This is a genomic window from Williamsia sp. z34 (assembly GCF_059553395.1).
Genome location: NZ_JCANWW010000001.1, coordinates 104996 through 123151 on the forward strand (window position 1 = coordinate 104996; position 18156 = coordinate 123151).

Here is an 18156-nt window from a genome sequence, read left to right on the forward strand (position 1 = left end):
CGCCTGAGCGGGTTGTCGCAAATCCGTGGTTACACTGGCAGACCGTGATCAGCGTCAAGAATGTGACGATGCAGTACAAGGCATCGACCCGGCCCGCACTGCGGGATCTGTCCCTCGACGTCGACAAAGGCGATTTCACGTTCCTCATCGGGCCTTCGGGCTCGGGTAAGTCGACATTCTTTCGTCTGCTCCTGAAAGAGGACAAACCCACCACGGGTGATGTCTACGTCGGCGACTTCCACGTCAACAAGCTGCCCAGCCGCAAGGTGCCGAAGCTGCGCCAGTCGGTGGGATGTGTCTTCCAGGACTTCCGGCTGTTGCAACAGAAGTCGGTGGCCGAAAACGTGGCGTTCGCCCTCGAGGTCATCGGCAAGCCGCGCAGCACCGTCGACAAGGTCGTGCCCGAGGTGCTCGAGTACGTCGGACTGTCCGGCAAGGCCGACCGCATGCCGTACGAGCTCTCCGGCGGTGAGATGCAGCGGGTGGCGATCGCCCGCGCCATTGCGAACCGGCCCCTGCTCCTACTCGCCGACGAGCCGACCGGAAACCTCGATCCCGACACCAGTCGCGAGATCGTCGAGGTCCTCGACCGGGTGAACCGCCGCGGGACCACCGTGGTGATGGCCACCCATGACCGGGCGATCGTCGATTCCATGCGCCGCCGGGTCCTCGAGTTCAGCAACGGCCGCCTCGCCCGCGACGACGAGCACGGTGTCTACGGCCTCGGCGGCTGACCCCGCGGCTCAGACGCAGCGCAGCAGAGCTCGACCCGTGTAACGACCCTCACGACTTCACTTCTGCAGTCCCGACCGGGAGGACACCCCAACTCACATGCGTGCGAGTTTCATATTGAGCGAGGTCCTCAACGGACTGCGCCGCAACATCACCATGACCATGGCCATGATCATCACCACCGCCATCACCCTGGGCATGTTCGGCGCGGGTCTGCTGGTGGTCCAGATGGCCGACAAGACGCAGGACATCTTCCTCGACCGGGTGGAGATGCAGATCTTCATCTCCGATGAGGTGACCGATGCCGACCCGAATTGTCAGACCGCTCCCTGCCTGACGTTGCGCGAACAGATCGAGGCGGCGGACGGGGTCGATTCGGTGCAGTACATCGACCGGGCCGCGGCTTTCCGTGACGCCACGACGAAGACCTTCGCCAACAACCCCGATATCGCGGCGTTGGTCCGCGAGGACACGTTGCCGGCATCGTTCAAGGTCCGGATGGCCGACCCGGATCAGTTCGGGGCCGTGCTCGACGAGTTCCGCGATGCCGAAGGCGTCGACAGTGTCCTGGATCAGCGAGAACTGGTGAGCCGGATCTTCAGCGTCCTCGACGGTGCGCGCAACGCCGCGTTCACCATCGCCCTGGTGCAGGCGATCGCGGCGATCCTGTTGATCGCGAACACGGTCCAGGTGGCCGCCTACACCCGGCGGACCGAGGTGGGCATCATGCGGTTGGTCGGTGCCACCCGCTGGTACACCCAGCTGCCGTTCCTGTTGGAGGCGGTGATCGCGACCCTGGTCGGTTCGTTGCTGGCGATCGCCGGACTCTTCGGGGCCAAGGCGCTGTTCTTCGATCGCGCCCTGCAGGACCTGTACGGGGTCAACATCCTGGCCAAGATCGAGATCTCGGACGTGCTGTTCGTCGCGCCGTGGCTGGTCATCATCGGTGTGGTGATGTCGAGCCTGACCGCCTACGCGACGCTGCGTTTCTACGTCCGAGAATAAGGATGCGACACCCCCGCCTGCTGCTGTGTATTGTTGCGGGGCCATCGATGACGCCGCCGCGACCCGGACGGGACCGCGGCCGATCGGCGAACTGAGAGTAGGTGACGAGGATGAAGGAAAAGGGCCGCAAGGCAATTGCCACGAACCGTAAGGCGCGGCACAACTACGCCATCCTCGACACCTATGAGGCCGGGGTCGCGTTGCTGGGCACCGAGGTGAAGAGCCTGCGCGAAGGCAAGGCCTCGTTGGTGGACGCGTTCGCGACCGTCGACAACGGTGAGGTCTGGCTCCGCGGCTTGCACATCCCGGAATACGGCAACGGCTCCTGGACCAACCACGCGCCGCGGCGCAGTCGCAAACTGTTGTTGCACCGCAAGGAGATCGACGGCCTGGTCGGCAAGATCCGGGACGGCAACCTGACCCTGGTGCCGCTGTCGATGTATTTCAACGACGGCAAGGTCAAGGTCGAATTGGCGCTCGCGCGAGGCAAACAGGCCCACGACAAGCGTCACGATCTGGCCAAACGCGACGCCGAACGCGAGGTCACCCGGGAGTTGGGTCGTCGCGTGAAGGGTATGCGCTGACCGACTGTCGGGACCTTCTGTCCTCGGCCCGATCTCAGCCCGGCACTGATTCGTTTCCCGCGCACGTCTGGCGGTAAGGGATGTCGGGCAGCAGATCTCGCCATTTGCTCTCGGTCATCCCGCCGGCCGTGGCCTGGCAGAGTCCGGTGTCTGCCTTGACCTGGTGAGTCCACCAGCGCAGTGCACCGTTCTCGCCCGCGCCTGCCAGATGTTTGCCGTCGGGGCTGAAGGTGACCTTCCAGCGCACCGTGCCCGGGGGCGTAACCGTCCGTCCGATCGCGGTGGGGTGGGTCATCTCGCGCAGGTCCCACATGCGCACGGTCTGGTCGTCGCTGCCCGTGGCGAGCATGGCGCCACTGGGGTCGAAGCCCACCGATCGCACTGTCGACTCGTGTCCGGTCACCTTCACCGGACTCGAGTCGAGCGCATCGAGCTTCCACAGTCGTACGGTCTGGTCGTCGCTGCCGGTTGCCACCCACCGGGAGTCCGGGCTGATCGCCACCGCGTTGATCGGTCCACCGTGTCCGGGGTAGACCTGGGACAAGGGCGCCCCCCGCTGCAGGTCCCACAGGTGCAGGTTCTTGTCACTGCTCGCCGCGGCCAGATACCGGCCGTCGGGGGAGAAGGTCACATCGTTGATCCAGCCCTGGGGTCCGGTCAGGGGTGCCCCCGAGGTGACCGGCTCACGCCGATCGGTCAGGTTCCAGATCTGCACACTCTGGTCGTCGAAGGCTGTTGCCAGCGACCGGGAGTCGGGGGAGAAGGCCAGTCCGTGCGTGTATCGGGCGCGGGTGATCAGCGGAGCACCGAGCGGTCGGGGGGAGGCCGGGTCGGAGACGTCCCACAGTCGCACCTGCCCGGTGCCCAGGCTGCTGTACGCCAGCGTTCGACCGTCGCCGGACAATGCGATGGTCTCGATTTCCTGTGGTCCGGCCGGGTCCTCGAGCAGCGCCACCGGGCGCGGGGCGGAGCCTTCGGTGGTGTCCCACATCCGCACCGTGCCATCGCGTGAACCGGTTGCCATCAGGGACCCGGACGCGTTGAAGGCGGGTTGCGCGACCCGCCCGGTGTGGCCGAGGACCGTTCCGGCGGGCAGCGTCCAGAACCGGATGGCACCGTCCTGACCGCCGGTGATCAGTCGTCCTCCCGGACCGCCGAATGCGACGGTGGTCAGTCCACCGCTGCTGCCGGTCAACGGCTGCCCGAGCAGCACCGGACGCGACGGGTCGGTCAGGCTCCAGACCTTGGCAGTGCCGTCCCAACTGGCCGTGGCCAGCAGCGAGCCGTCGTGGTTGAACTCGAGTGACCAGATCGCCGCGGTGTGGGCTTCGGCGGGAGCGCCCATCGCCCGGGGTGCCGCCCGGTCGGCCATCGACCACATCCGGATGGTCTGGTCGTCGCTCGCGGTGGCCAGCAGTGATCCGTCCGGGCTGAATCTGACGGCGTGCACGGTCGCGTCGTACCCGGTGAGGGGCGTGCCGAGCTGTTGCGCAGCCGACGGGTCGCCGGTGTCCCAGACGATCGCGGTGCGGTCATCGCTGCCGGTGACCAGGGTGTTGCCGTCGGGGGAGAAGGCCAGGGTCCGAAGTGCGTCACCATGCGCGGCCAGGACCCGGGTCTGCCCGGTCTGAAGGTTCCACAGTCGTGCGGTGTGGTCGTCGCCCGCGGTGGCGATCCAGCGCGTCACGCCGTCGGCTTCGGGACGTACGGCTATCTGGTAGACGGCCCCGCTGTGTCCGGTGAGTGGTGTGGCCGCGCGCAGGTGCGCCTGGGCCGGGTCCGTGACATCCCAGGCCTGGACGACGCCGTCACCGTCGCCGGAGAACAGGGTGTCACCGTCGGTGGAGTATTCGACGCTGGTGATCCACGACTGGTGTCCGGCCAGCGGCTGACCGATCGGGGTCGGCAGACCGGTTCCCGACTCCTGCCACAAACGGACGGTGCGGTCGTAGCTTGCGGTCGCGACCAGATCGCGATTGCTGATGGCGACGTCGTAGACGGCGCCTTGATGTCCGTCGACCACACTGGCCAGCGCGGATGTCTGGGTGCCCATCAGCAGTGCACTGGGCCGCGGGTCGTCGGGGCGTTGTTCGGCGGCGGCCAGGGACAGCCGCGCCGAGATCGTCGGATCGACCGACTGCGTCAGTGCGGCCTGCGCCAGCAATGCGTTGAACTGTGCGTCGGAGCGATCGGCGTCGGCCTGACGTTGTTGCTGCACCGCGAGCAGTGCCGCCATCGCGGTGGTGAGCAGCAGGATCACCAGCAGCAGGACCAGGCCGCGGCGCAGCCGGGAGACGCGGCGGGACGATTCCCGGGCGGCGCGCAGGAACTCGACGGTGGTCGGGGAGATCGGACTGCGGGCGTTCTTCTGCCACTCGGTCGCCGCTGCCAGCCGGGTGCCGCTGTAGAGCAGCGACCGATCGTTGTCGCCCGCTTGCCATTCGCGGGCGTCCGCGTCGACCCGTTGCCGGCGCAGGACGTCTTCGCGGTCGTCGTCGAGCCATTGCGACAGCCGTGGCCATGCTTCGATCACGGCCTCGTGGGCCAACGTGGTCCCGCGCTCGTCATGGACGATGATGCGTGCCTGGCCGAGCGCGTCGAGGATCGCCGGGGCCTGCGGATGCCGGTTGCGCAGTTCGAGCGTCGGGACGTGCCGCCGGGTTCCGCGCCCGTCCTCCCCGATGTGGATCATGTGCAGCAGCAGGTCGCGGGCGACCTCACGCTGGATGTCGGTGAACTGTGCCCAGCGCTCTTCGGCGCTCAGGGTGATGGCGCCATGGACACCGCCGGTCTCGCGGTAACCGGCCAGGGTGAGGACGTTGCCCGATCTGGCCTCCCAGGTGCGATGCAGCGCATGCGCCAGCAGGGGGAGTACCCCCGGATCGGACGGGACCGCGGTTGCGCTCCGCGAGGCGACACCGAGATCGGACAGGATGACGTCGACGAGTCCGTCGGCCACGGAGAGCCCGACCGCGGCCGCGGGCCCGACGATGGCCGAGGTGAGATCGGCGCGCGACATCCGGCCGAGCACCATCTGGTTGTGCACCAGCGAATCGGTGAGTGCGGGTAGTTCGACACACTGCTGGTAGAAGTCCGAACGCACCGCGACGACCACGCCTGCGCAACTGCCCGGCGTGCCCGATTCGTTGCCCGGCAGTTCGGTCAGCATGGAGATGAATGCCGAGCGCTCGACATCGTCGCAGTTGGTGAAGACCTCTTCGAACTGGTCGACGACCAGTACCCGCGGAGTGGGGGGAGCCTCCGAACCCAAAGCCTCGGTGAGCGCCTGGGTGGGTCGGGTGCCCGGGGTCATGGAGGTGACCGTGTAGTCGGCGCCGATCGCGACGGCGAAGCCGGCCTGCAGGAGTGAGGATTTGCCCGAACCCGACGCGCCGACCACAAAGGTCAGTCGTCGGGATCCGAGGTTGGCGGTGAATCGCTCGACCAGGATCGAGACCGCCTTCGTCCGCCCGAAGTAGAAGGCGGTGTCCGAATCGGACAGGGCGGTCAGCCCGGGGTACGGGCAGGTGTCCGGGCGCGGGCCGGCAGGCCCCTCCGCCACTTTCGGACGGGTCTCCTTGGCCCGTTCCGCGATCGCCGGGGAGGCCAACGCCTCGTTCCACAGGTTGTGCCATTCGACCATCGAGTACAGGCCGCGGGACGGCGGTTCGGGCCGTCGCTTCCGGGCGGCTGCGATGAGCACGCGGAGTGTGGCCGCGAGCCCGTCGAACCTGGCGGGGACGTTCCGGCCGGTTCGCCAATCCGACAGTCGTTGCGGGGAGACGGCACCGGCACGGGGTGAGTCCCCGATGAGCAGCGACGTGGACGCCCGGGAGGCGAGGGATTTGAGTGCCGGCGAACCGGCGGTCTCGTGCAACAGACGGAAGCGTGCCGCGAACTCCAGGCGAGCGTCGCGTGTGGCGATGCTCGGTGTGACGTCGTCCAACCCCGGTTCTGCCGATCTGTTCGAAGAGCTAAATGATTGTTGATCCTGCCAACTGCTTGCACAACCAAACGAGAGCCAGGTCACACGATTTCCCCGCCCGGGCGGGCGCCGGTCTGGCTCGTACAGGATCCGGACCGGACAGGGATTCATGCCACGTGAACAGTACCTTTTCGGTCCGGCGAGTTCCCACAGGAGCCAGACAGCGCTTTCACATAGAGGATTAGGTCTGCCTAACCAACTGCGAACTGGCCGTGGGTCCGGCCGGTCTCTGAGTTGGGGGCAATGCACAAGTCCCACGCTCGGTGTCCACATGGACATGAGCCTCAACAGGAGCATTCGAAATGACCCGAAAACGATCTAGGGCCGGGGGTGGTGCCACGATTGAGGCGGATCGTCGGCACCGTCGATGGCGCCCGGTGGCGGCGATGATGTTCGCCTCCGTCGCGGCGACCATGACAATGGGTGTGGTGCCGGCGCTGGTTCAGTCGAACGTGTCGGCACGACCGATCAGTGATTGCCCTGACCTCCACGTGGTGGCGGTCCCGGGAACGCTGGATTCGAGTGTCAACAGGGACCCGCATGATCAACGGAGCGTTCTGGCCCCGGTGATCGCGGACGCCGAGCGGGATGCGCCCGCCGGCTCGATGCAGACGACGTACGTGCCCTATCCGGCTGACTTCGGTTACTCGTCGGACGGCACGCCATATGCACAATCGGTCGACGCCGGTGTGGCGGCGACCGAGGCGCAGATCGCGCAGATCGCACAGCGGTGTGGTGCGGACACCGAGATCGCGATCGTGGGATACAGCCAGGGTGCCGATATCGCCAACCGGGTGGCGGCCGATATCGGTTCGGGCGATGGGCCGGTACCCGCATCGCGGGTGCGCGGCGTCTACCTGATCTCCGACCCCAACCGGGGTGTGGGCGCAGATCTGGTTCCCGGCGCGCCGGGACTGTCGGCACCGTTGAACGGTGCGCGGACCAGTGCGGCGAGTTCGGAGGCGGCTCTCGGTGCCGGTATCGGATCGGCACGTGGTGCCGAGTTCGGTCAGTTGACCGGCCGCGTTGTGTCGCTGTGTATGACCGGTGATTTCGCCTGTGCGATCCCGGACAATGCCCAGGTGGTCCGGATCGGGGCCAATGTGGCCGAGCAGATCCACATCGACACCACCGATCCGGCTCTGATCACGACTGACCTGGGGTCGGTCGTGCTGCGGTCGGCGCTGCTGACCGGACTCCATGTGGTGACGACCCCGCACTGGATGTTGTCGTCGGAGACGTTGGGCGATGTGGTCGCCACGACGACGAATCCGTATTACACGGCGCCGAACCATCGGGACCCGCTTGTGGTGCTGCGGTCGGCATACGGTGTGGCGACGTTCGCCTCGGAGTTCTCGAACGCCTGGGAAGCCAAGGTGGGGCAGGAGTTGGTCCTCGGTATCCACAACAACATCGGGGTGCTGCTCATGGCGGCGCATCCGGAGTACTGGTACCCGGGGCTCTCTCACACCAGCTACTTCACCGACCCTGACCAGTCAGGTATGACCGGCTCGAACTACGTCAGTTCGTGGCTCCGGGAGTCTGCGGTCAGCACCGCGCCGTCGGGGAGCGTCGAACCTGTTGCGGCTCCGGCCGCGACGACGTCATCGATGTCCGATCCGACCGCCAACCGGGTGGCCACGGCCATTGCGGTTGCCGAGGTCAACCGGGTTATGGCCAGGCAGCTGCCCAAGGTCGCCGACGCACTCACCGACGAGGTCGACAATGTTGCTCGCGGTTCGGCGATCGAAGCCCAGGTCACCGATGTGACGGGGACGATCGATCAGGGCGCGGCCGCGGTGGATCGGGTGATCGACGGTGTTGATCGGACGGTCGCGCCGCTCGTCGGGAAGGTCCAGCCTGTCATCGACGCCGTCGAGAAGGTCACCGAAATCGTCGACGCCGGGGTCGACAACTGAGAGAAGAGATCGATCGGGACACCTCCCGATGAACTCTCGAAAAGGGCCTCATCTCCGCCAGGTCGGCGGAGATGAGGCCCTTTTCATATGGGCTGCCCACTCGGCGTCCGACGTGGCCGGCGGTAAGGGAATGACAAGGGCGAGGGTCTTGTTACAATGGATTGTCCGGTCGCTGCCAGCGGCTGGATCCTGCCAGAGATTCACCGACCAGGGGCTGAACGGTTTCGACTTGGTGCGTTGAGGTAGGGGAAGCGTGTCGGTGCAGGCTAGAGACCACCGTAAGCGTCGTAGCAACCAATTAAGCGCCGACAAAAATCAGCGCGACTACGCCCTCGCTGCCTAAGCGATTGCGTGTCTGTCGGCCCGGGTGTGTTCCCGCCCCGGGTACCGGCATCATTTAGGGAACTCACCACTGCGGTTGGTCGCGGACCACAGTGGGACACCCAACAGCGACTGGGATCGTCATCTCGGCTTGTTCGCGTGACCGAGAGATCCGAGTAGAGACTCAGCGAACTGCACACGGAGAAGCCCTACTGACACGGCGAAGGACCCGGGTTCGATTCCCGGCAGCTCCACCGTTGGAAACAGGCCAGAGCCCACAGCTCTGGCCTGTTTCTTTTTGCCAGGAGTCCATCGCGGAATCAGGAGCTGTTGGAATATCGGTGAGCCGCCGTCGTGTTGGACTCTCGAGGAACGACGACATGCCACTGTGAAGCCTTTCGCTTTGGCGCAGGCGAGATCAGACGAAGGATGACGATGACCCAGGTTCCGAACATCACTCTCAATGACGGCAACACCATCCCGCAGCTCGGATTCGGTGTGTTCCAGATCAAGCCGGAAGACACCGCCGACGCCGTGAAGACCGCACTCGAGGTCGGCTACCGGCACATCGACACCGCGGAGATGTACGGCAACGAGAGAGAGGTCGGCGAAGGGATCCGGGCGTCCGGGATCGCCCGTGACGAGATCTTCGTGACCAGCAAACTGAACAACACGTTCCACGAGCCCGATGCGGCCCGCAAGGCTTTCGACACCACGCTCAAGGAGCTCGGGTTGGAGCAGATCGACCTGTTCCTGATCCACTGGCCGCTGCCGACGCAGTACGGCGGCGACTACGTATCGACGTGGAACACCCTGATCGAGTTCGCCAAGGACGGCCGCTCGAAGTCGGTCGGTGTATCGAACTTTCAGCCCGCACATCTCGACCGACTCGCAGCCGAGACAGCTCTGGTGCCCGCGGTCAACCAGATCGAGGTACACCCGTACTTCACCAATGAGGCCGCCCGGCAGTACGGCAAGGACCACGGCATCGCGACCGAGGCCTGGTCACCCATCGCCCAGGGCAAGGTTCTCGATGACTCGGTGATCACGGAGATCGCGAACCGGGTCGGGAAGTCGACCGCACAGGTGGTCCTGCGCTGGCACATCCAGCGCGGCGACATCATCTTCCCGAAGTCGGTCACGCCGAAGCGCGTCGCAGAGAACTTCGCGCTGTTCGATTTCGAACTGGACGACGCCGCGATCGACGCGATCACTGCACTCGACAAGGGGGAGGCAGGCCGCAACGGCCCCAACCCCGACACGTTCGATTACATCGGCTGACCCCCGCCCCGCTGCGGAAATTCGCGCCACTTACCCCGAAACGCGCCGGTTGCAACCGGCGCGTTTCGCTGTAACCGGCGCGAATTTGCTAGCGGAAGCTGCGGACGAACTGCACCGCGGTGGACTGCCAGGTCCACACGTGGTCGAGAAGTGCGTGCCCGCCACCGTCGATCGGGACGTAGTCGGCCTCGACGCCGCGCTGCCGGAGCTCGTTGATGCCCTTGGCGGTACGCGTTGCGTAGGTGCGGGTGTCGGCGGTGCCGTGCAGGGCCAGGACCCGGGCGTCGTCGTTGATGTGCCGCCAGTCGGCGTGCTGCCACCAGGGGGCCAGGGCCAGGACCCCGGCGACCCGCTTGTCGGCCGCCAACTGTGCGGCGACGCGTCCGCCCATGGAATGTCCGATCACGATCGTCGGGACGTCGGGGTGTGCGTCGAGGAGCTCGGAGAGTGCGACCTGGGCGTAGGGCATCGGACTGTTCTGTCCACCGTTCCAGCCGTAGACCCGGTACCGGGCCTGTCGCACGACCACCCCGGGCAGTGCGGCGAGTGACAACGTGAACGGGTACATCCGCAACGCCGCCGGCTGGGTGCGGCTGAAGGGTTTGTACGACAGATCGGTCCCGCCGGGGAGCACCAGTACCGAAGCGGACGGGGTAGCACCGCGCCGGATCAGCACGAGCTGGGTGCGGGCGCGCCCGAGAGTCGATCGTTGATGTACGCCAACGCGAACGGCACGCCGGCTGCGATGGTGGACCCGTGGTCGCCGGGCACGATGAGTGTCTGTACCCGGGTGCCCTGACCGCACCACTTCGCGGCGGTGGCCAGGACACGCGAGGTGGGCGTGAGCTGGTCGTCGGCGCCTTGATAGAGCAGCACCGGAATCCTGGGTGCCTCGGGCGAGACCTCCAGGCTGTTTCGATTCAGGGCGGCGGTACCGGCCGGATCATCGGACAGGCGGCCGCCGGTCACGACGTCGGAGATCCGCAGGCCGGCGCCGGCGTCGATGATCGGCTGCGTGCAGGCGTTGCGGATCTGGTCGGCCAACGCCACACCCCGTCCGTTCAGTTGTCGTGACAGGGGCAGTGCGGTCGGGTACTCGCGTTCCAGGCCGACCGATGCGGCGAATCCCAGACCGAACAACGGGTTGGCCGTGACGCCGAGGGTCCGGGCGATGGCGCCGAGGTTGACCGGGGTTCCACCGGCGGAGAGTCCGACGAGATTCAACTCGGGGGCGTAGGTCGGCGCCAGGGTCGCGGCGAACCCGCTGGCCATCGCGCCGCCGGAGTATCCGGCCAGAACCGTGGGGGTCCTGCCGATGCGGAACCCGGCGTCGGACTGCACGGCACGGATGGAATCGAGCGTGATGGTGCCGCCGAGCCGGGCCGCACCGTACGCGCTGGTGGGGCCCAGGTGATCGGGCACATTCACCGCCACGCCTCGGGCCAGGGCCAACGCGATCAGCTGCTGTTCCTGCAGTCCACCGGCGAACAGCTGGTGCGACGGCGCGCACTGCAGGCCGAGGGAGTTGGTGAACGGCTGGTAGGAGAGCAGGTCGTGGCGGGCTCCGCCATCGGGGACGAACACCGTGGTCACCGCGGCGATGGGTTCACCGGCGGAATCGGTGGTCCGGAACTGGACCTTCCGGGCGGTGGATCCCGGGAAGGGGCTGGCCCTGTTCTGCACCTTGAGTACCTGTCCGTTGGCCGCGGAATCCAGGTTGGCGGGTGCGGCATAGAACGGGTCGCTGTCGGGGGCGGGCATGAAGGGTGCCGCGCCGGCCGGGGCCGCGGTGAAGCCGATGACCGCCGTCGTGGTGAGTGCAAGGGCGGCAAGGCCTCGCAGGAATCGCCTTCTCATCGGTTTCCGAACACGCACGATGCTCCCTCCGTCCCCCAACCGAGGTTTCGTCGGTCCCGGGTTCTTCGGAGCGCGACATTTCTACGCTGGAGTGTAGCCCGCTCGCTGCGCCGCGTAGGACGATCGGTGGCAGAATTCGGGGCGTCCAGTCGAAGTCGCCAGGACGCAGCGGACGGTTCGCCGGCCCGCTGCAGCACAACCGGAAGGAAAGACCAATGGCTCATCCGCGTGCGGGAACCGTGGCGTTGCCGGAAGATCTGATCGATGTCTCGGCGGTGACCGATGCGTACTATTCCGGCAAGCCCGATCCTGAAAACCCTTTGCAGCAGGTCGTTTTCGGGACTTCCGGCCATCGGGGATCGAGTTTGGACAACGCGTTCAACGAAGATCACATCGTGGCGACCACGCAGGCGATCGTCGAGTACCGCTCCGGCGCAGGCATCACCGGGCCGCTGTTCATCGGCCGTGATACCCACGCGCTTTCGCTGCCCGCCTGGCAGACCGCGATCGAGGTCCTGGTCGCTGCCGGGGTGCAGGTGCTGGTCGACAGTCGCGACGGGTTCACCCCGACGCCTGCGCTGAGCCACGCGATCCTGACCCACAATCGCGGTGGCGGTGGCCCGCAGGCCGACGGCATCATCGTCACCCCGTCGCACAATCCGCCCCGCGACGGCGGTTTCAAATACAACCCACCCAACGGCGGTCCGGCGGACACCGACATCACGGGCGTGGTCGCGGCCCGCGCCAACGAACTGCTCCGCAGCGGATTGTCCGGTGTGAAGCGCATCCCCTTCGAGCGCGCCCGGGAATCCGAGTTCTGCGGGACCTACGACTATCTCGCCGCGTACGTCGACGACCTGGCCTCGGTGATCGACATGGCGGCCATCCGCACGGCGGGCGTCCGAATCGGGGCCGATCCGCTCGGGGGCGCCTCGGTCGACTACTGGGGCGAGATCGGTGAGCGCTACGGGCTGACGAACCTGACGGTGGTCAATCCCTCTGTGGATCCGGCCTTTTCGTTCATGACGCTCGACACCGACGGCAAGATCCGGATGGACTGCAGTTCGCCGAACGCGATGGCCTCACTGATCGGTGCACGCGATCAGTACGACATCGCCACGGGTAACGATGCCGACTCCGATCGGCACGGCATCGTGACCCCGGACGGTGGTCTGATGAATCCGAACCACTTCCTGGCCGTTGCCATTGACTACCTGTTCACCCACCGAAACGGATGGTCGCCGGGTGCGGCGGTCGGCAAGACCCTGGTGTCGTCGTCGATGATCGACCGCGTGGTCGCCGGTATCGGGCGGAACCTGATCGAGGTGCCGGTCGGATTCAAGTGGTTCGTGCCCGGACTCCTCGACGGCTCGGTCGGTTTCGGTGGCGAGGAAAGTGCCGGGGCCTCGTTCCTGCGCACCGACGGAACCGTCTGGACGACAGACAAGGACGGCATCATCCTGGCCCTGCTGGCGTCGGAGATCCTGGCGGTGACCGGCAAGACGCCGTCGCAGCGCTATGGGCAATTGGCGGAGCAGCATGGTGGGTCGCCGTCGTATGCGCGCATCGATGCTCCGGCCGATCGGCAGCAGAAGGCCACGCTGGCGAAACTGTCGGCCGATCAGGTGACCGCGACCGAACTCGCCGGTGAGCCGATCACCGCGATCCTGACCGAGGCGCCGGGCAACGGGGCGAAGATCGGTGGGCTGAAGGTGACCACGAAGAACGCGTGGTTCGCCGCACGGCCGTCGGGTACCGAAGACGTGTACAAGATCTACGCCGAATCGTTCAACGGGCCAGAGCATTTGGCGCAGGTCCAGGCGCAGGCCCAGGAGCTCGTCGATGGTGTCCTGGGCTGAGCTGTTGCCCGCAGATCAACCGGATGCCGGGACGCCGATCAGGTAGCCGACGAGATAGGTTGCCGCGGCGGCGATCACGCCGAAGGCGAGCTGTCGCAGTGCGCCCTTCCACACCGGCCGATTGGTGAACTGTGCGGCGATACCGCCTGCGACGAGTAGTCCGACCGCGCCGACCGCGAGGGCGGCGGTCAGTGATTCGAAGCCGAGCAGATAGGTGAGCAGCGGGATCACCGCGCCGATCGCGAACATCACGAACGAGGAGACGGCCGCGACGATCGGCGAGGGCCGACCGGCCGGATCGATGCCGAGTTCCTGGGTCAGATGCAGGTTCAGGGCCCGATCGGGATCGCGGTGGACCTCGCCCGCGGCGGCGGTTGCGGTTTCCCGGGTCATCCCGAGGTCGACGAACTCCTCGATCAGTTCGTTCAGTTCGGCGTCGGGATGCCTGGCCAGTTCACGGCGTTCGACCGCGACCTCGGCATCGAGTTGTTCGTTCTGTGTGGTCACCGAGGTGTATTCACCCAAGGCCATCGAGAATGCGCCGGCCGCCAGACCCGAGACGCCGCTGAGGATGATGGTGTGACCGGAGGTGCCGGAGGCCCCGACACCGGCGACCAGACTGATATTGGTGACCAGACCGTCCATCGCGCCGAAGGTCGCAGCGCGTAGCCGCCCGCCTGCGACATTGGCATGGGTGTGACTCGCCTCGTCTCTCCCGGACCGGGGAGGATGCGGTGCCTCATTCGGATATTCGCGCGGCGACACCTCGCGATCGTACGCCCGGTCACCGGCGGATCTGCTCAGATTGTTCTCAGGCGTTGCTCGATACCCTGGTAGGCGACGCGCGTGTGTCGCGCGATGAATTCAGTCGGGTGTGAATCGGTTCGGTGAGGACAAAGTGAGCAACAAGAAGAAGCAGTCGGTACCCAAGGTGTCGGGCGGCAAATACCAGCCCCGCGCACAGTCGAGCACGACGACGTACATTCTTGCCGGGCTGGCTGTGGTGGTCATCGCGGCCGTCGTCATCGGCGGGATCATCTGGAACAGCAACAGTGACAACGGAACTGCGGACACCAATGCCCTGGCCTCCAGTGCCACCTTCACCGCGGGCGACGCCGCGGCACCGGTGACCATAGACATGTTCGAGGATTTCCAGTGCCCAGCCTGTCGCAACCTCGAGGAGGCGTCGGGTCCGGCGCTGACCGATGCGATCAACAGCGGTCAGCTGCAGGTCCGCTATCACCTGCTGAATTTCCTGGACAAGCGATCGGGTTCGGGTGATTACAGCTCTCGCGCGGCAGGTGCGATGAAGTGCGTGGCCGCCGGTGAGGACCAAAACGTCCAGTTGGCCTTCCATTCGAAGCTCTTCCAGGAGCAGCCCACCGAAGGTGACGTCGACCACAGCAATCAAGCGCTGGCCGCGTACGCGAAGGACGTCGGCGCCGGTGATGCGACGCAGCAGTGCATTGCGGAGGGGGCGCAGGTGGCCGCTGCGCAGGATTCGGCCAAGCAGTCACAGGAAGAGCTGTCCACCGCACTCGGCGGCCAGGTGGGTACGCCCAGCGTCCTGCGCGACGGCAAGCAGGTCACGGTCACCAACGGGCCGGAATGGGTCGAGCAGCTCATCAGCTCCGACAACGGCTGATCGGTGGGCCCGGCCGGGTCCGCCGACTAGCGGATTTGGTCGCGCTCCCGCGGATGGTGTAATTTCGGTCAAGCAAGCCGAGCGGAGAAATCAACCGCAAAGCTTGCGAAAACCGAATACGGGGCTATGGCGCAGCTGGTAGCGCACCACACTGGCAGTGTGGGGGTCAGGGGTTCGAATCCCCTTAGCTCCACCCATCGACGAAATCCTCTCCGGTCTTGACCGGAGGGGATTTCTTCGTTTTCGGCGACGGTTCATCCAGGGATTGCCTGACGTTCCTCGACGGTGCCGCCGATGCGAACCTCAATCCGGTCACCGATATCCCGTGTCCCGGAACTCGTACACGTTCGTCGAGAAGGACGGCAAGACCGTCGCCACGTACATCAACACCTACGACAGCGAAGCAGACCTCCAGACGATGCTGGGCATGGGCTTCATCGAAGGTGCCACGGTGTCGATCAACCAGATCGACGAGCTCATGACGAGCTGAGGTCACAGATCGGAATTCAGCGCAGGGAAGCCTCTCGTACCCCGGAGCGAACCACCGGGCTCGGCCGGAGCGGCATCGATGTCCGGTCTCCTAGAGTGTCTGGCATGGCCGAGGATCATTCTGACGACGAGGTGCGGGTGGGCAACCCGGAACGTGAGCGGGCCATCGCTTTGCTCAACAGCGCGTTTTCGGACGGGTATCTGGAAATTGTCGAGTTCGAGGACCGCGCGGGAGCGGTGTATCGGGCGAGAACTCGAGGTGACCTTCGTGCGGTACTCGAGCACCTGCCGGTCGCCGGACATCTGTTCCTCGACTCGCCGTCCGTCGCCGCCGTGGTACCCGTCGAAAAGCCTGTGGTCCCGGCCGGCCCGGTGGTCCTTGGTGCGGATTGGGAGACGGTGCGACGCAAGGGCGTATGGGCAGTTCCGCCGAACATCCTCATCACCGGCTCGATGGGCACCATCGATCTCGACTTCACCAACGCGACATTTCCCGAACCGCTGGTCAACGTGCAGTTGCAGGTGTCCACGAGCACGGTCAAGATCCGGATCGGGCCCGATCAGGAGATCCGCTACTCAGCACTCGCCAAGTCCGGCTGGTCGAGCCTGAAGGACAAAGGTGGCCCGCCGATCCGCCCGGGAGGATCGGTTATCAACGTCAGCGGCTCCATATCGGCGATGTCGGGCCTGACGATCAAACGGGCGACCTGACCCGAACCGAGTTCCGGTGGCGAACCAACCAGCGGCTGGTCCGGGGCGTCGCCGGCAGGGTCACAGCGGTTGGCAACGTACCGGCTCATGTGGCGCCGGTGCCGGGGCTACCTGCGCCGTGGTGGAAGCTCCAGCTCTCTGATCGGGTTGCCGCCGTCGATGAACAGCTGTCCTGCCGGGGTGAGCGCGTCGGCGATCCGGTCGAGGGCGATCCGCCCGGCCTGCGGATGGCGCCCGTCGAGGGCGCCCACCCGGACGGCGAAGGCCAGATCGAAGGGGTCCTCGCCGGCGAGGAGTTCGAACTCCTCGACAGCGACCCGGCGGACGCTCATCCGGCCGGCCTCGATCTCGGCGTCGGCGTTCGCTTCGGCCAGGGCGATGCTCTTGGCGGAGCGGTCGATCATGAGCACGTGCCCGTCGCCGATGCGTGCGGCAACGGCTTTGGCGGTGGCTCCCGGGCCGCCACCGATCTCCAGTACCCGCATCCCCGGCGCGAGGGGGAGTGCGCCGACGATCGCTTCCAGGCGCGGCGACAACGTGCTCATGCCGGAGGCTCCGATGATTCGGCGTCAGGTGGTCAGCACAACCTTCAGCGCTTTCGTCTCCGCTGCCCGGCCGAACACGTCGTAGGCCTCGAGAATGTCGGTCAGCGCAAAGGTGTGGGAGACAAACGGTGTGGCGTCGAGCTTCTTCGACGCGACCATCTTCAGCAGCGTGTCGGTGGTATTGGTGTTGACCAGCCCCATGGAGATGTCGATGTTCGAGATCCACAGGGTGTCCAGCGGGAGGTTCACCCCGGTGCCGTGTACGCCGACGTTCGCGACGGTTCCCGCCGGACGCACGATGTCGAGGCACATGGTGAAGGTGGCGGGGATGCCGACGGCTTCGATCGCGACGTCGACCCCGAGTCCGTCCGTGAGCGCCAAAACCTGTTCTTTCCAGTCCGAGTCGCCGGCCACCACCCCGTCGGTGGCCCCGAACTTCTTCGCCTCGGTGACACGATTCGCGTCCAGATCGATGGCGATGATCCGGGAGGGGCCGTAGAGGCCTGCGGTGAGCATCGCCGCCAGACCGACCGGTCCGGCACCGACCACTGCCACCACATCACCCGGCTTCACCCGGCCGTATTGCACCCCGATCTCGTGTCCGGTGGGCAAGATGTCCGAGAGCAACACACCTTCGGCGTCGCTGACCCCGTCGGGCAGCTTGTACACCGAGGTCTCCGCGAACGGCACCCGGACGTACTCCGCCTGGGTTCCGTCGATGAGATGGCCGAAGATCCAGCCGATACCGGGGGCGCCCTCGTCGGCCTGGCAATGCGAGTACACGCCCTGCTTGCAGAAGCTGCATCGTCCGCAGGCGCTGACGCACGAGAGGATGACCCGATCCCCGGCGGCCAGCGTGGTGACCGCGCCCCCGACCTCGGTGATGGTGCCCACGCCCTCATGGCCGAGGATGCGCCCCTCGACAACCGCTGGGACGTCGCCCTTGAGGATGTGCAGATCCGTGCCGCAGATCGTGGTCGTGTCGATCTTCACGATCACATCGGTCGGCTGTTTGATTGTCGGGTCGGGGACGTCGTCCCACGACTTCTTGCCGGGTCCGTGATACACGAGTGCCTTCATCGGTGCCTCCTATGCGGTATCCGGTCCTCCCGTTGAGGGCTGGACACTTCCCATTGTTCGTCGCCGAAGTGTCGTTCGAAAGAGTCTTAGGAACTCTGACCATCTCCGGGCGCGAACGTCTACGGTGCAGCCCCCGCCGCCGC

At 66.1% G+C, this 18156-nt stretch carries 15 protein-coding genes, 1 tRNA gene and 1 other RNA gene; 11 read left to right on the forward strand and 6 right to left on the reverse strand.

Going from position 1 to position 18156, the window contains the following annotated elements; translation table 11 throughout:
* Positions 1-44 precede the first annotated feature (44 nt).
* From ftsE to smpB, 3 genes are all read left to right on the forward strand, one after another.
* Entirely contained in the window at positions 45-734 is a 690-nt protein-coding gene (gene ftsE / locus AC51GT_RS00510; protein WP_482135295.1) for a cell division ATP-binding protein FtsE, read from the forward strand.
* Between the two features lie 97 nt (positions 735-831).
* On the forward strand, positions 832-1737 hold the full coding sequence (ftsX, locus tag AC51GT_RS00515; RefSeq protein WP_496323438.1) for a permease-like cell division protein FtsX: 906 nt from the start codon (positions 832-834) through the stop codon (positions 1735-1737).
* A gap of 110 nt (positions 1738-1847) precedes the next feature.
* A complete protein-coding gene (gene smpB / locus AC51GT_RS00520) occupies positions 1848-2321 on the forward strand; it encodes an SsrA-binding protein SmpB (protein ID WP_495515097.1) in 474 nt (157 codons plus the stop codon).
* A gap of 34 nt (positions 2322-2355) precedes the next feature.
* On the opposite strand, the gene AC51GT_RS00525 is transcribed toward smpB, so the two are convergent.
* Positions 2356-6267, reverse strand: coding sequence for a WD40 repeat domain-containing protein (locus tag AC51GT_RS00525; RefSeq protein WP_496327523.1), 3912 nt, complete (start codon positions 6265-6267; stop codon positions 2356-2358).
* A gap of 425 nt (positions 6268-6692) precedes the next feature.
* Here AC51GT_RS00525 and AC51GT_RS00530 point away from each other — a divergent pair, with 425 nt between their 5' ends.
* From AC51GT_RS00530 to AC51GT_RS00540, 3 genes are all read left to right on the forward strand, one after another.
* On the forward strand, positions 6693-8225 hold the full coding sequence (locus AC51GT_RS00530; protein ID WP_496327524.1) for a cutinase family protein: 1533 nt from the start codon (positions 6693-6695) through the stop codon (positions 8223-8225).
* 210 nt (positions 8226-8435) lie between these two features.
* Positions 8436-8803: a transfer-messenger RNA gene (gene ssrA / locus AC51GT_RS00535) on the forward strand.
* Positions 8804-8981: 178 nt separating this feature from the next.
* Positions 8982-9827, forward strand: coding sequence for an aldo/keto reductase (locus AC51GT_RS00540; RefSeq protein WP_496327525.1), 846 nt, complete (start codon positions 8982-8984; stop codon positions 9825-9827).
* Positions 9828-9915: 88 nt separating this feature from the next.
* Here AC51GT_RS00540 and AC51GT_RS00545 read toward each other — a convergent pair whose 3' ends face one another.
* Both AC51GT_RS00545 and AC51GT_RS00550 read right to left on the reverse strand, forming a co-directional pair.
* Positions 9916-10503 carry an alpha/beta fold hydrolase gene (locus tag AC51GT_RS00545; RefSeq protein ID WP_496327526.1) on the reverse strand — a complete coding sequence of 196 codons (588 nt, stop codon included), beginning with the start codon at positions 10501-10503 and terminating at the stop codon, positions 9916-9918.
* Positions 10497-11684, reverse strand: a complete 1188-nt coding sequence (locus AC51GT_RS00550; RefSeq protein WP_496327527.1) for a lipase family protein — start codon at positions 11682-11684, stop codon at positions 10497-10499. Before AC51GT_RS00550 ends, AC51GT_RS00545 begins: the two co-directional genes overlap by 7 nt.
* 215 nt (positions 11685-11899) lie before the next feature.
* Here AC51GT_RS00550 and pgm point away from each other — a divergent pair, with 215 nt between their 5' ends.
* A complete protein-coding gene (gene pgm, locus AC51GT_RS00555) occupies positions 11900-13543 on the forward strand; it encodes a phosphoglucomutase (alpha-D-glucose-1,6-bisphosphate-dependent) (RefSeq protein WP_496327528.1) in 1644 nt (547 codons plus the stop codon).
* A 15-nt stretch (positions 13544-13558) separates the two neighbouring features.
* On the opposite strand, the gene AC51GT_RS00560 is transcribed toward pgm, so the two are convergent.
* Positions 13559-14308 carry a VIT1/CCC1 transporter family protein gene (locus tag AC51GT_RS00560; protein WP_496323445.1) on the reverse strand — a complete coding sequence of 250 codons (750 nt, stop codon included), beginning with the start codon at positions 14306-14308 and terminating at the stop codon, positions 13559-13561.
* Positions 14309-14441: 133 nt separating this feature from the next.
* Here AC51GT_RS00560 and AC51GT_RS00565 point away from each other — a divergent pair, with 133 nt between their 5' ends.
* The 4 genes from AC51GT_RS00565 (at position 14442) to AC51GT_RS00580 (ending at position 16388) form a co-directional block, all read left to right on the forward strand.
* Positions 14442-15188, forward strand: coding sequence for a DsbA family protein (locus AC51GT_RS00565; protein ID WP_496327529.1), 747 nt, complete (start codon positions 14442-14444; stop codon positions 15186-15188).
* Positions 15189-15308: 120 nt separating this feature from the next.
* Positions 15309-15381 (forward strand) — tRNA-Ala (locus AC51GT_RS00570).
* 132 nt (positions 15382-15513) lie between these two features.
* Positions 15514-15678 (forward strand): SRPBCC family protein, encoded by a 165-nt coding sequence (locus AC51GT_RS00575; protein ID WP_496327530.1) that lies wholly within the window; start codon positions 15514-15516, stop codon positions 15676-15678.
* A gap of 104 nt (positions 15679-15782) precedes the next feature.
* Complete coding sequence (locus tag AC51GT_RS00580; protein WP_496327531.1) at positions 15783-16388, forward strand: DUF1707 SHOCT-like domain-containing protein; 606 nt, start codon at positions 15783-15785, stop codon at positions 16386-16388.
* 107 nt (positions 16389-16495) lie between these two features.
* On the opposite strand, the gene AC51GT_RS00585 is transcribed toward AC51GT_RS00580, so the two are convergent.
* Together AC51GT_RS00585 and AC51GT_RS00590 are read right to left on the reverse strand one after the other, a co-directional pair.
* Positions 16496-16933, reverse strand: a complete 438-nt coding sequence (locus AC51GT_RS00585; protein WP_496327532.1) for an SAM-dependent methyltransferase — start codon at positions 16931-16933, stop codon at positions 16496-16498.
* A gap of 24 nt (positions 16934-16957) precedes the next feature.
* Positions 16958-18013: a zinc-dependent alcohol dehydrogenase family protein gene (locus AC51GT_RS00590; RefSeq protein WP_496327533.1), complete on the reverse strand. Its 1056-nt coding sequence runs from the start codon at positions 18011-18013 to the stop codon at positions 16958-16960.
* Positions 18014-18156 lie beyond the last annotated feature (143 nt).